At 69.2% G+C, this 12794-nt stretch carries 11 protein-coding genes and 1 pseudogene; 9 read left to right on the top strand and 3 right to left on the bottom strand.

Features of this window, described 5'->3' with window-relative positions; all coding sequences use genetic code 11:
• A pseudogene (locus tag AC36XV_RS00060) lies at positions 1 to 412 on the top strand (hypothetical protein); the annotation flags it as partial.
• Here the strand turns inward: AC36XV_RS00060 and AC36XV_RS00055 are convergent.
• Entirely contained in the window at positions 387 to 1364 is a 978-nt protein-coding gene (locus AC36XV_RS00055; RefSeq protein ID WP_492201637.1) for a hypothetical protein, read from the bottom strand. The pseudogene AC36XV_RS00060 and the gene AC36XV_RS00055 sit on opposite strands and share 26 nt — an antisense overlap.
• A gap of 22 nt (positions 1365 to 1386) precedes the next feature.
• Positions 1387 to 2871: a hypothetical protein gene (locus AC36XV_RS00050; protein ID WP_492201636.1), complete on the bottom strand. Its 1485-nt coding sequence runs from the start codon at positions 2869 to 2871 to the stop codon at positions 1387 to 1389.
• Between the two features lie 105 nt (positions 2872 to 2976).
• Between AC36XV_RS00050 and AC36XV_RS00045 the strand changes: the two genes are divergently transcribed.
• From AC36XV_RS00045 to AC36XV_RS00020, 6 genes are read left to right on the top strand one after another with little or no spacing between them, the layout of a single operon-like run.
• Positions 2977 to 3492, top strand: a complete 516-nt coding sequence (locus AC36XV_RS00045; protein WP_492201635.1) for a (2Fe-2S)-binding protein — start codon at positions 2977 to 2979, stop codon at positions 3490 to 3492.
• A 5-nt stretch (positions 3493 to 3497) separates the two neighbouring features.
• Positions 3498 to 4190: a 3-keto-alpha-glucoside-1,2-lyase-like domain-containing protein gene (locus AC36XV_RS00040; RefSeq protein ID WP_492201634.1), complete on the top strand. Its 693-nt coding sequence runs from the start codon at positions 3498 to 3500 to the stop codon at positions 4188 to 4190.
• 3 nt (positions 4191 to 4193) lie between these two features.
• On the top strand, positions 4194 to 6629 hold the full coding sequence (locus AC36XV_RS00035) for a xanthine dehydrogenase family protein molybdopterin-binding subunit (protein ID WP_492201633.1): 2436 nt from the start codon (positions 4194 to 4196) through the stop codon (positions 6627 to 6629).
• Entirely contained in the window at positions 6626 to 7183 is a 558-nt protein-coding gene (gene msrA / locus AC36XV_RS00030; RefSeq protein WP_492201632.1) for a peptide-methionine (S)-S-oxide reductase MsrA, read from the top strand. The genes AC36XV_RS00035 and msrA overlap by 4 nt, the downstream gene beginning before the upstream one ends.
• Positions 7180 to 8310 carry an aminotransferase class I/II-fold pyridoxal phosphate-dependent enzyme gene (locus AC36XV_RS00025; RefSeq protein WP_492201631.1) on the top strand — a complete coding sequence of 377 codons (1131 nt, stop codon included), beginning with the start codon at positions 7180 to 7182 and terminating at the stop codon, positions 8308 to 8310. Before msrA ends, AC36XV_RS00025 begins: the two co-directional genes overlap by 4 nt.
• Before the next feature lie 28 nt (positions 8311 to 8338).
• Positions 8339 to 9322 carry an FAD binding domain-containing protein gene (locus tag AC36XV_RS00020; protein WP_492201630.1) on the top strand — a complete coding sequence of 328 codons (984 nt, stop codon included), beginning with the start codon at positions 8339 to 8341 and terminating at the stop codon, positions 9320 to 9322.
• A gap of 79 nt (positions 9323 to 9401) precedes the next feature.
• On the opposite strand, the gene AC36XV_RS00015 is transcribed toward AC36XV_RS00020, so the two are convergent.
• On the bottom strand, positions 9402 to 10499 hold the full coding sequence (locus tag AC36XV_RS00015) for a hypothetical protein (protein ID WP_492201629.1): 1098 nt from the start codon (positions 10497 to 10499) through the stop codon (positions 9402 to 9404).
• 332 nt (positions 10500 to 10831) lie between these two features.
• Here AC36XV_RS00015 and pfp point away from each other — a divergent pair, with 332 nt between their 5' ends.
• Complete coding sequence (pfp, locus tag AC36XV_RS00010) at positions 10832 to 12121, top strand: diphosphate--fructose-6-phosphate 1-phosphotransferase (RefSeq protein ID WP_492201628.1); 1290 nt, start codon at positions 10832 to 10834, stop codon at positions 12119 to 12121.
• Complete coding sequence (locus AC36XV_RS00005; RefSeq protein WP_492201627.1) at positions 12118 to 12780, top strand: HAD-IA family hydrolase; 663 nt, start codon at positions 12118 to 12120, stop codon at positions 12778 to 12780. The genes pfp and AC36XV_RS00005 overlap by 4 nt, the downstream gene beginning before the upstream one ends.
• Positions 12781 to 12794 lie beyond the last annotated feature (14 nt).

Here is a 12794-nt window from a genome sequence, read left to right as displayed (position 1 = left end):
GTCCATGGGGTCCGCCATGCGCGAGTTCCGGCGAAGCCTCAACCAGATTCAGCGGGAGCTCGAGGAGGTCGATCCGCGGAAGGACATCCCGGGTCGCGAGCTGCTGGACGACATCCGGTCCATGAAGAGCGGAAAGTGGCTGGACCCGAACCAGACCCGGGTGCCGGAGTCGCAGAAGCGTCCTCCGAGCCCCGCTGGGCCCCAGCAGACGGGAGAGGCCGTCCGATCCGGCGCGGACGCCCCGCCGGTTGCGTCGGAACCGGGTGACGGGGAGGACGAGGAACAGCTACCGATGTTCGACACGGGCAGCGAAGGTCCCCCTGCGCCCGGGGATCGCCCCGCGGCGTCCGACGAGGCCGAGCCGCGGCCCCGACCGGACGCTCCGGCTACGGACGACAGTCGATCCGGCTGATGCGGGGCGGACCGACCTGCGTGCCCTCACTCGCCAGATAGAACCGCTCCCCGCTCACATCGAACGTCAGCCCCTCCCCCTGGGGCTCATCCGCTCCGTGGAGGCTGGCGGAGGAAGGGGTGGCCGTGGTGTCGAACGCGGCCGATCCGGCCCATTCGAACAGGTATAGGGCCACGTAACTTCGAATGGCGAGTCGCGTTCCGTCCGGCGAGAGGTCACCCGCCGTCACCCAGAGAGCGGTCACGTCGGGGGAGATGGGCACGTCGAGCCGCCCGACCCTCTGCAGGGCCACCGGACCGTCGACAGACTCCAGCGTCTGCAGGTCCGCCACGTAAAGTTCGACCCTTCCGTCCCGTCCCTTCGTCACGATGCCCAGCTCTCCCCGGTCCGAGTCCACGAAGAGCGTCTCGGCGTCTCTCGGACCGCCCGGATACACCATCGTGTACCCTGCCAGCGGGCTAACCGGAGGCAGGTCGATCGAACCCTCGGTAGGAAGCTCCGGGAGGGGAAGCCGATAGACGTAGATCTGGTCGTGGATCGCCAGGTTGTCACCCATGTCCGCGTAGTACAGGCACCATCCCTCCGGGCAGCCGGCCATCGCGATGTCTTCGACGTCCCGGCTGGTGGCGTCCACCACGAGCGCCTGACCCACCACCTCGCCCGTCGAGTCGACCGCGAAGAGCACGGGATCGTGGCCGCTGTCGTTGTGGAGCCAGAACAGGTCGCCCCGACGCGGGTCCCTGGCGATTCCCGAGGCCTCCGACAGCTCATCCGGCAGCGTCCGAACGGCCACCGCAGGTCCGCACACCGGGTCGTCTCCATCTTCGCCGGCGTCCGCGACTCCGGACGAGCACGCCGCCAGAGCGACCAGACCGAGTGTTGTCCCCGGGCGCACCACGGAACGGAGCCTGCCTGGGGCCAACCGGACGGCCCAGTGCTCGAAACGGTTCAACGGTGTTCTCCTCCTCGCCGGCTCAGGGCGCGGACTCCAGGCGCTGCCGGTACTCGCGGCTCCCCTTCTCGTCCAGGAGCCTCAGCCAACTGACCGCATCGACCTGGTTCGCTACCGTGGGCGTGTCGATGCCGATCACGCGAACACCCGGGAAGCGCTCCCAGTCGCCCGTGGAGCGGACGGTCAGGCGTATCCTGGATCCCTTTTGGCATTCCGTGCACAGCCGGATGCGGTCTCCCTCGACCGGCCGGGCGTCCAGCCGATAATCGCCGGGCGCCCCGGACGAGTCCAGTTCGAGAGAGAAGCCCGACAGCCAGCCCGACACCTCCCACTCCCCCGTCAGGTCGACCCCGGGGCCGGGAAGCGGCACCAGCTGGGCAAGGGGGTGTGGCTCGCCTTCCGCATCACGGAGGTCCGAGTCCTCCGTTGCCTGTCCTGTCGAAGCGTCCTCTCCGCCCCCGGTGATCGTCCAGCCGAGAAGGCGGATCGGAGCGTGGAGCGCCTCGAGGAGGGCCGCGGGGTCCAGCCGCAGGATCTTCTTCGTCTTTCCCTCGTCCCAATCGATCTCGATCTCCACGCCCTCGCCGCGGATCCCGGCCTCTCGCAGCGCCTCGAACGGGAACGGCATGAAGAGCGTCTCCGGTTCGGCCGGGGTCAGCCAGCCGATCCTCCGCTCCACCTCGTCACCACGCACCTTCGCCTTCAGTTCGGCGCCTTCCACTGCGGTGACGGCGAAGGCCGCGAGGCGCACTCCAGCGACTCCGTACAGCTCGTCTTCCCGCCAGCCGAGAATCGGTTCCGGGCCGGCGTCGGGGTCGGCGAGGACCCACGGGGCGGGGCCCGTCCGCGTGTCGCCGTAGGGCCGGGAGGCCTGAACCCGCAATCCGTCCAGGGAGCCGCCGACGCCGGCCGGCTCGATCGAGGCCACCAGGCCGAAAGCGCAGTCTCCCGACACGGCCTTGAGAAGCAGGGTGTTGTAGCCGCGCCCGATCCGAACGAGCGCCTCGAACGGCCCGGGCCCTCCCGCGGCGCCGTCCTCCATCGCGCCCGAGAGCCCGTCCAGCGACCGTCCGTTCAGCCACGCCCGGACCTCCGTACAATCGATCCCGCCCCAGTGGAGCGAGATCGTACGATCCGCCACCGATCTCAGGTAGGCGTGTGCGTACACGACCACCGGCCCCTCCGCCTCCGCCTCGCGGTCCTCCAGGTCGAGAACGAGGGAGGAGTCCCGTCGAACGAGCGTCCAGTCCGCTCCCGCCACCGTGCGGCCGCGATCCGGAAGGACCCCGACTTCTCCGGGGGCGGCGAGGCGATCGGTGGCGAGAGGGTCCGCGTCCGATGCGACCGGGAACGGGCTCGACACGAGCCAGCGGTCCAACGCGATCCGGGAGTCCGTCGCTTCCTGGCCGACCGCCAGGCCCGCTCCGGAGAGCCACAGCGCCAGCGACCACCCGGCCGTCCATCCCGCCGTTCGTATCCCGTCTCTGAGTACTCGTACCATCCGCATGACTCCGCGCTCCGTGCACCGCCTGCTTGACCCGTGAAGGCGGAACACTCTAACCTCGTGTCCGGATCGACGCACCCTTTTCCGGGGCTCGGAAGCGGTCGACACATGCGCGAAATCGTAGCATTCACGGTCAACGGCGACCCCGTGGAAGCGGGCGTTCCCTCGCACTATACCCTGCTCGAGACTCTGCGATACATCCTGGGCCTCACCGGGAGCAAGCAGGGGTGCGACAAAGGTGACTGCGGGGCCTGCACGGTGCTCCTGGACGGAGAGGCCGTGCTGTCGTGTCTCCTGCCGGTACACGAGGCCGCCGGACGGTCCGTCGTCACGGTCGAAGGCCTGGCGCACGGCCCGGCTCCCGCTCCCCTGCAGGACGCCTTCGACCTCACGGGCGCCGCGCAGTGCGGCTTCTGTACGCCGGGTATGTTGTGCAGCGCCACCCAACTGTTGTCCGAGACGCCAGAGCCGAGCCGCGAACACATCCAGGACGCCCTGTCCGGAAATCTTTGCCGTTGCACGGGCTACACGAAGATCTTCGAGGCGGTCGAAGTGGCGGCCGAGGCCGTCCGCACCGGCCGTTCCGTGAGCGAGGTGGTGACCGGGAAGCAGACGAGGAGGTGAGGCCCATGCGACGAATCACCATGCTTGCCCTGCTCGCCGGGATGGCCGTCGGGCCACGGGCCCTCCCATCCCAGGTCGTCCAGCACCCGTTGAGCGTCACCGATGGGCTCGAGCTCCTCAACGTCCGGGCGGAGCCGGTGGAGCTGGAGGGCCGGACCGGTTTGAGGGTGACCCGCGCGGACGACTACTCGGGAGGCGAGACCCTCGTCGTCCTGAGCGGCCTGCGATTCTCGGACGGCGTGATCGAACTGGAGCTGGCGGGCGAGCCCGCCCCGGACGCAGCTCCGAGCATGCGCGGCTTCGTCGGCGTCGCCTTCCGAATCGACCCGGAGGACGCGGAGCGTTACGAGTGCTTCTACCTGCGCCCGACGAATGCCCGGGCCGCCGAGCAGCTTCGCCGCAATCACTCCGCGCAGTACGTGTCGCACCCCGACTATCCCTGGTATCGACTGCGCGAAGAGTCCCCAGGCGAATACGAATCGTACGTGGACCTGATTCCCGGCGAGTGGACTTCCGTACGGATCGAGGTCGAAGGGGCCCGCGCACGGCTGTACGTTCACGGCTCCGAGCAGCCGGTCCTCGTCGTAAACGACCTGAAGCGCGGTCGATCGGAGGGGTACATCGGCCTGTGGCTGCACGAGTCGACGGTCGCCCACTTCCGCGACCTCCGCATCACGCCTGCGAACCCGGCCGGCTGACGCATGCACCCCGACGAGCTGAACGCACTCCAGCGCGCCACCGCCGCCGAGCCCGATGTCGGTGAGCCGACGAGCGACCTGAACGTCCTCGGCCAGCGGAACCGGAAGCCCGAAGGCCTCCGGAAGAACACCGGCCGCGAAGCCTACACGGACGACCTCGCCCTGCCCGGCATGCTGCACGCCAAGCTTCTCCGAAGCCCCCACCCGCATGCACGCATAGTATCGATCGACGCTCAACGCGCTACACGAATGCCCGGTGTGCACGCGGTGATCACGGGCGCCGACCTGCCCACGCCGTACGGGATCATCCCGTGGACACGGGACGAGCACGCGCTCGCCGTCGACCGCGTGCGGTTCGTCGGGGATGCCGTGGCCTGCGTGGCGGCAGTGGACGAGGAAACGGCCCTCGAGGCCGTCGAGGCGATCGAGGTCGAGTACGAAGTGCTCCCGTTCTACCTGGAGCCGGCCGAGGCGCTCGGCGAGGCGGCCGCCTCGGAACCGATTCATCCGCCGAAGCGCGAGGGACGGAACGGAAACATCACGAAGCACGTGCACCTCGAGTTCGGCGACGTGGATGACCGGATGGGGGAAGCGGACCTGGTGGTGGAGGGCGACTATTTCTTCCACGGCACCACGCACGCCCCGATCGAGCCGCACTGCGCGATCGGCAGCGTGGACGCCGACGGGCTGCTCACCGTGTGGTCCTCTACCCAGGTGCCGCATTACCTGCAGCGCGAGTTGGCCCGCGTGCTGGAGCGGGACGTGGCCCGAATCCGCGTGGTGCAGCCGGCCGTCGGAGGAGCGTTCGGGGGCAAGTCGGAGCCGTTCGACCTGGAGTTCTGCGTGGCGCTGCTCGCTCTGCGGACGGGCCGGCCGGTGAAGCTGCTGTACACGCGGGAGGAGCTGTTCTACTCACACCGCGGGCGGCACCCGATGCAGATGTGGTACCGGGTGGGCGCTACCGGTGAGGGTCGGCTGAAGGCGGTGGACGCACGTACGATCCTGGACGGGGGCGCGTACGCTTCCTTCGGCCTGGTGACCACCTACTACAGCGGCCAGCTCCTGACGGCGCCGTACGAGCTCGAGTCGTACCGCTTCGACTCCACGCGCGTGTACACGAACAAGCCGCCGTGCGGGCCGAAGCGGGGGCACGGCTCGGTGCAGCCCCGCTTCGCGTTCGAGATCTCTCTCGACAAGGTGGCCGCCGAGCTCGGGATGGACCCGATCGAGCTGCGCCGACGGAACTTCATGGGCACCGGTCGTACGGTGAACGAGTTCCGGGTGCAGTCGAACGGGTTCCTGGAATGCCTTGATGCGGTGGAGAGGGCGAGCGGCTGGAAGGAAAAGCACCGCAAGCTGCCGTACGGCAGGGGGGTGGGCGTCGCCGGCTCGTGCTACATCTCGGGCACCAACTACCCCATCTACCCGAACGAGATGCCTCAGGCGGCCGTTCAGGTGCAGGTCGAGCGCTCGGGGCGGGTGAGCGTGCTCCACGGGGCCTCCGAGATCGGGCAGGGTTCGGACGCCACCATGGCGGCCATCGCGGCCGAGGAGCTCGGTGTGCCGCTCGGCTACGTGCGCGTGCTGTCCGCCGACACGGACCTCGTGCCGGTGGACCTCGGCGCATACTCGTCGCGCGAGACCCTCATGGTGGGGAACGCGTGCGTGAGCGCCTGCCGGCAGATCGCCGACCGGGTGCGGGAGAGCGTCGGCGGCAGCCTGGAGATCCCGCCCGAGCAGGTGCGCCTGGCCGGCGGGTGGGCGTTCGACGCCGCAACGCCGGCCGATGGCGATCGGCGTCTGCCGATCGCGGCCGCCTTCCAGCTGGCCGAGGCGGAGCACGGCACCCTCGGCGCGGTCGGGCACTACAACACGCCCAAAGAGGGTGTGCACGGAGAGTATCGGGGCGGAACGATCGGGGCATCTCCGGCCTACAGCTTCACCGCCCACGTGGCCGAAGTGGAGGTGGAGCCGGAGACGGGCTTCGTGGACGTGAAGACGATCTGGGTGGCGCACGACTGCGGCCGCGCCCTGAATCCGATGCTGGTGGAAGGGCAGATGGAGGGCTCCGCGTACATGGGGTTCGCGGAGGCCATCTTCGAGCAGCAGATCATGAAGCGCGGCGATCCCGAGGGCGGCCTGCACGACGCGCCGTCCCTGCTCGACTACCGGATCCCCACGTCCCTCGACTGCCCCGAGTTCGTGGCCCTGATCGTGGAGGCTTCGGATCCCGAGGGGCCGTACGGGGCGAAGGAGGCGGGAGAAGGACCCCTGCACCCATCGCTCCCGGCAATCGCCAACGCGATCTGGGACGCGGTCGGGGTCCGCATCGATGCGCTCCCGTTCACCCCCGACCGGGTGTGGCGGGCGATCCGGGAGGCGGGGGGATCGGCCGGTGGCGACGGGGCGGCCGGGAACAACGGAACGGAGGGAGGATGAGCGGAGAGGGAAAAGTGGAGAAGGCCACCCTGGCGGGCGGGTGCTTCTGGTGCCTGGACGGAGCGTATCGCGACCTGCGCGGGGTGATCTCGGTCGAGTCCGGTTACGCCGGGGGGCACGTGGCCGATCCGACGTACGAGCAGGTATGCACGGGGGCCACGGGGCACGCGGAAGTGGTGCGTGTCACCTATGACGCGGCGGAGATCTCGTATCGTGACCTGCTGGAGGCGTTCTTCTTCGTGCACGATCCGACGACCCTGAACCGCCAGGGCGCCGACGTGGGGACGCAGTACCGGTCGGCGATCTTCTACCACGACGAGAGCCAGAGGATGGAGGCCGAGGCGATCATAGCCGAGCTCGAAGCGGAAGGCGCGTTCGACGACCCGATCGTGACGGAGGTGACGGAGCTCGACGCCTACTATCCGGCCGAGGACTACCACCAGGACTACTACCGCAACAACCCGGGCCAGGGGTACTGCCAGATGGTCGTCGCCCCGAAGCTGGCGAAGTTCCGGGCCCGCTACGCCGCGCGGCTGAAGGACGCACCCTCGTGAAGCAGCCCGTGTTCGAGATGGAGCGCTGGCAGTCCCGGTGGGAGAACGCGGTGGAGTTCAACCTGGCGGAGAGCGGGGTGCAGCCCCTCACGGTGGACGAGCTGCGGATGCTGACCGGCGTGGAGCCGGGCGACACCCTCCTCGGGTACGGGCACACGGATGGCAGCCCGCTCCTCCGGGAGCGCATAGCCGCCCTCTATCCGGGCGCGTCGAAGGGAAACGTGATCGCCACGGTGGGAAGCGCGGAGGCCAACTTCGTCACCCTGTGGCGTCTCGTGGAGCCGGGCGACCGGGTCGTGGTGCTCCGCCCGGCGTACGAACAGACCACCGGCCTCGCCGCCGGGCTCGGCGCGCACGTGGAGAGCGTGTGGCTCCAGGAGTCTCTCGGCTGGCAGCCGGAGCCGGGAGCGTGTGCCGCCGCGATCGGTCCGGGCACGCGCCTCGTCGTCCTCACGCACCCGAACAACCCGACCGGCCAGCCTCTCGAGGAAGCCGCGATCTCCGAGATCGTGGCCGCCGCGGAGGAAGCCGGTGCCTGGATCCTCTCCGACGAGGTATACGCCGGAGGCGAGCTGGACGGCGCCCGGACGCCGTCGCTCTGGGGACGAACGGAGCGCGTGGTGGTCACCGCCTCGCTCTCCAAGGCGTACGGATTGGCCGGGCTCCGGCTCGGATGGCTGGTGGCCCCGGAGTCGTTCCGGGAGGACGCGTGGGCCCGGAAGGACTACACGACGATCGCTCCCTCTCCGCTCTCGGACCGGCTCGCCGTCGCGGCTCTCGGCGATTCCACCCGCGAGCGTCTGCTCGAGCGCGGACGATCGATCCTGAGGCGGAACCTGGCGCTCCTCGAAGACTGGGCGTCCGAGCACGGCGGAATCCTGACCTTCCGAAAGCCCCGTGCCGGAGCGATTGCCTTTTTCCGCTACGATCTGCCGGTCGGATCCGGCGAGCTGGCCGAGCACCTGAGAACGGACCACGGGGTGCTGATCGTTCCGGGCGACCAGTTCGGCATGGATGGCCACTTCCGGATCGGCTACGGCTACACGAGCCCGCCCCTGGGGGCTGGCCTCGGACGTCTGTCGGCCGCGCTCCACGATCTCGCCGCGACCCGGGCGGGCGAGGGATGAGGGCGGCCGGGATGCGGGAGCGAAGCCGGTGCTGAGACTCCACCCCTACCGGTACCACCGGCCGGGCACGGTCGAGGAGGCGATCGCGCTGCTGGCGGAGCACGAAGGCGACGTGATGCCGATCGCCGGCGGTACGGACCTCGTCCCGAACATGAAGCACAAGCTGTTTACGCCCGGGCACCTGGTGTCATTGCGCGGGATCGACGGGATGCAGGGCATCGAGTCCGACGCCGAGGGGTTCACGATCGGCGCCACCACCTCCCTCGATGCCCTGTCCCGGCACTCGGAGATCCGGGAGTCCCTTCCGTCCCTGGCGAGGGCCGCGGGTCTCGTGTCCGGACCGCAGCTGAGGCGCATGGGCACCATCGGCGGCAACGTCTGCCTCGACACCCGGTGCACCTACTACAACCAGACCCTCTTCTGGCGGAAGTCGCTCGGCTTCTGTCTCAAGAAGGACGGCGACGCCTGCCACGTGGTGAAGGGAGGCACCCGCTGCGTGGCGGCCCATTCAGCCGATGCCGCCACGGCCCTCCTGCCGCTCGGGGCGGAGCTGCGGATCGTCGGCCCCGAAGGTGAGCGCACGGTGCCGATCGAGCGCTTCTTCACCTCGGACGGGGTGTGGAACCGCCGCATGGAGCCGGGTGAGCTGCTCGTGTCGATCCGCGTGCCGCGACCCGCGTCCGGGACCCGGCACAGCTTCCAGAAGCTTCGGGCCCGGGACTCGATCGACTTCCCCATGCTCAACCTGGCGGCACGGGTCGACTTCGACGACGCCGGACGGGTCGCCGACGTGCAGATGGCGGCCTCCGCTATGGGTTCCTACCCGCGGAAGCTCGGAAAGCTGAGGGACGTCGCGGCCGGTCGCCCGCTGGACGGCACGGCGGTGGAGGAGCTGGCCGAGCAGGCGTTCCGGCAGTGCCGCCCGCTGGCCAACCTTCCCGTGGACATGGAATGGCGGCGGGCCATGGTCCCCGTGCTGGTGCGGCGGGCCCTGGCCGAGATGGTGGACTGAGAGACCGGGGGTCGATGTGAGAAGGGCCGGGATCGCTCCCGGCCCTTCGTTCCTGGCGTCTTCGGTCGGGCGTCAGGCGTCAGATGGACACCGGAGCGCCCCCGAACGGCTCGAACAGGTGCTCCCCGAGGTCGAACACGTCTCCCAGCAGGTCGTAGAGCTCCAGCAGGGCCGCCACATCCTCGCCGGACAGCGGTTCTCCGTCCGCCCGCTCGAACACCGGGTCGCCCTCGGTGCCGCTCACGTAGAGGGCCGGCTCCCCGTTGTAGGTCAGGACTCCCGAAAGCGTGTTGTCGGCCGCCAGCTCCATGCTCAGCACGGCCACATCCGAACCGTTGCGAATCCTGAGGCCCGCGGTCGCCACCTCTATCGAGCCCTCGCCCGAAAGATCCAGCTCGGTCGAGAGCGTGGTTTCCACGATCACGTCCTCGCCCGCCAGGGACAGCCGGTAGTCGACGTCGACCGAGACCATCTGGGTCGAACCGAGCACCGTGGCCGTCTCGGTGAGCTCGAAGTCGAGGCGCTCGGTACCGTCCGAGATGTACCCGTCGGCGGTCAGCGTGGCGCTGAGGTCCTGCTCCCCGAGAAGCTGATAGGTCATCTCGATGAAGTAGTCCACCAGGGCCTGTCCACCGCTCTCGGCGTAGACCCCGAGGCGCGTCGCCGAGGCGTCGCCCTCGTCCGTGAGGTCCAGGAACCCGGTCTCGGTCAGGGGCTCGGCCGGGCGTCGGGTCAGCGGATCGATCGCGTACAGGATGAACCGGATGCCATTCGCCGGCGCGCCGGCGCGCTCGGTCGGCACGTAGTGGCCTTCGGTGGCGCCCCACTCGAACGTCACCCCGAGCAGATTGCTCGGAAAGATCGGCTCCATCGAGCTGGCCATCATCGAGCTGTAGACGACCCGCGCCGAGAGCGGGGTCACCGCCCGGTCCAGCCGCTCGGGCGTCACCACCGAGAACGTTCCACCGGCGAGCGACAGCCCTTCCGAGGCCAGCTCGAGGCTGACCAGCATGTCGCTGTCCGAGTCCAGGCGTGCCTGGAGGTTCTCGGTTGCCTGCTCCGCTGCCACCGGGTCGAAATCGGTGCCCGACGGACCGCTGGGCCCGTCGTCGCTGCATGCCGTGGCACCGATGGCGAAGACCGCCAGCAGCGCGGTCCACCTGAGATTCCGAAACATGGGATTTCCTCCGTTACGTCTTCTTTCGTTCCTTCAGCGTCTTCGCGGATCCCGGACGACGCCGATCGGGCGCACCATTCCGGCCCATCGTCGAGCAAGGCACGTGCCCCGAGCGGCGGTGGCATGAATCGACAGGCACGGCGCGGCCTTCCGGCGGATAGCGCCCCGCCGGGTCCGCGCGGTCGGGCGCTACACTTTGCAGCCTGCGTGGGATCGCTTGCGAACCGCCGGACGGTCGCCTTGACGCACAGGGCTCTTCACCGGTACATCCCGCGCGGCGGAACCCCCGTCTCTCGAGCTTCACCCCGGGAAGCGAAGAAAAGGCCGGACCGATGATCGATACGAGCAAGCGACGAATCGGAATCCTCGTCGGCGGCGGACCCGCCCCGGGGATCAACAGCGCGATCAGCGCAGCAGCCCTCAAGGCCATCGACCACGGCTGCGACATCGTCGGGATCCTCGACGGATGGGAGCACCTGGTGACGGGCCGCACCGACATGGTGCGACCGCTGCACGTCTCGGACGTCTCGCGCATTCACACGGAGGGAGGCTCGATCCTCCGCACCTCACGGACGAACCCGAGCAAGACCCCGGAGAGTCTCGAGCGGACCGTGAAGGCGCTCAGGGACCTCAGCCTCTCGGGCCTCGTGACGATCGGTGGCGATGACACCGCCTTCGCGGCGCGCGAGGTGGCGGAGGCAGCGGACGGCACGATCCGGGTGGCGCACGTCCCGAAGACGATCGACAACGATCTCCCGCTTCCAGCCGACATGCCGACCTTCGGGTACGAGACGGCCCGCTACGTGGGGAGTGACCTGTGCCTCAACCTGATGGAGGACTCGCGGACCACGAACCGCTGGTTCTTCGTGGTGGTGATGGGCCGCAAGGCCGGGCACCTGGCGCTGGGAATCGGCCGAGCCGCCGGGGCCACGTGCACGATCATCCCGGAGGAGTTCCCGGGCGAGCAGATCACCTTCGACGACGTGTGTACGATCCTCGAGGGGGCGATCCTGAAGCGCCGGGCGCTCGGACGCCGGGACGGTCTGGCCATCATCGCCGAGGGAATCGGCGAGAAGATGGATCCGGCCGAACTGGCCCGCATCCCGGGCGTGCACGTGGAATACGACGGATACGACCACATCCGGCTGGCCGAGATCCCGATGGAGACGATCCTCAAGCGGGCAGTGCAGAAGCGCTTCGAGGAGCGGGGGGACAAGGTCACGATCACCGACCTGAGGCTCGGCTACGAGCTGCGGTGCGCCAAGCCGATCACCTTCGACATCGACTACACCCGCACCCTGGGCTTCGGGGCCGCCCGTTTCCTGCTCAACGAGCCGAACGACCCGGCCCTCCGGGTGGGCGGCATGGTGAGCCTCGGCCGCGGCGGGCACGTGCGGGTGCTTCCGTTCGACGAGTTCCGGGATCCCGAGACCGGTCGAACGCGGGTCCGGCTCGTCGACACGGACTCCGAGGCCTACGCCGTGGCCCGCCAGTACATGCTGCGGCTCGAGCCGACCGACCTCCAGGACCCGGCGATGCTCGAGAGGCTGGCGCGCCAGGCTCGAACGGACACCGCCAGCTTCCGCGAGAGGTTCGGGCCCGCCGTCGGTCTGAATCGGTGACGCGATCCGGTCATCGGGTGGTCCTGTTCGATCTCGACGGGACCCTCATCGACAGCGAGCGGCTGATCCTCGCCTCCTACCGTCACGCGATGCTCGAGCACCTCGGGCGGGTTCCCCCCGAGAACGCCTGGAGGGCCACGATCGGCCAGCCGCTCGTCGTCCAGATGGCGATGTTCGCGAAGAGCGAGGACGACGTCGAGGCGATGATACACACCTACGTGACCCATAACCTCGCGAACCACGACCGGTACGTTCAGCCGTTTCCGGGAGTGCGGGAGACGGTGCAGGCCGTGAGGGAATCGGGTCGGGTCCTCGGTATCGTGACGAGCAAGAAGAGGCGCGCCACCCGCATGGGGCTGGCACGCTGCGAGCTGCCGGAGGCGTGGTTCGAGGCCGTCGTCACGGCGGACGACGTGCAGCGATACAAACCCGACCCCGAGCCCGTCCTCGAAGCCCTTCGCCGGCTGGGCGCGGCCCCGGAAGAGGCCCTGTTCGTCGGAGACAGCACCCACGACATGAAATCGGGCCGGGCGGCCGGCGTCACCACGGCCGCGGTTCTTTGGGGGCCCTATTCCCGCGATCAACTGGAGCCGACGGAGCCGGATCTGTGGCTGCGTGAGCCGGGTGACTTGCTGGAGGTACTGGGGCTCGCCGGCTGACCTTCACACTTCCT

The sequence above is a fragment of the Candidatus Benthicola sp. genome (assembly GCF_058719085.1).
This window is presented reverse-complemented; position numbering and strand designations above follow the sequence as displayed.

What these genes read in the sequence shown, in the direction of transcription:
- AC36XV_RS00015 (WP_492201629.1), bottom strand. Translation starts at nt 10,499, where the DNA reads ATGTTTCGGAATCTCAGGTGGACCGCGCTGCTGGCGGTCTTCGCCATC.
- pfp (WP_492201628.1), top strand. Translation starts at nt 10,832, where the DNA reads ATGATCGATACGAGCAAGCGACGAATCGGAATCCTCGTCGGCGGCGGA.
- AC36XV_RS00045 (WP_492201635.1), top strand. Translation starts at nt 2,977, where the DNA reads ATGCGCGAAATCGTAGCATTCACGGTCAACGGCGACCCCGTGGAAGCG.
- AC36XV_RS00040 (WP_492201634.1), top strand. Translation starts at nt 3,498, where the DNA reads ATGCGACGAATCACCATGCTTGCCCTGCTCGCCGGGATGGCCGTCGGG.
- AC36XV_RS00050 (WP_492201636.1), bottom strand. Translation starts at nt 2,871, where the DNA reads ATGCGGATGGTACGAGTACTCAGAGACGGGATACGAACGGCGGGATGG.
- AC36XV_RS00035 (WP_492201633.1), top strand. Translation starts at nt 4,194, where the DNA reads ATGCACCCCGACGAGCTGAACGCACTCCAGCGCGCCACCGCCGCCGAG.
- msrA (WP_492201632.1), top strand. Translation starts at nt 6,626, where the DNA reads ATGAGCGGAGAGGGAAAAGTGGAGAAGGCCACCCTGGCGGGCGGGTGC.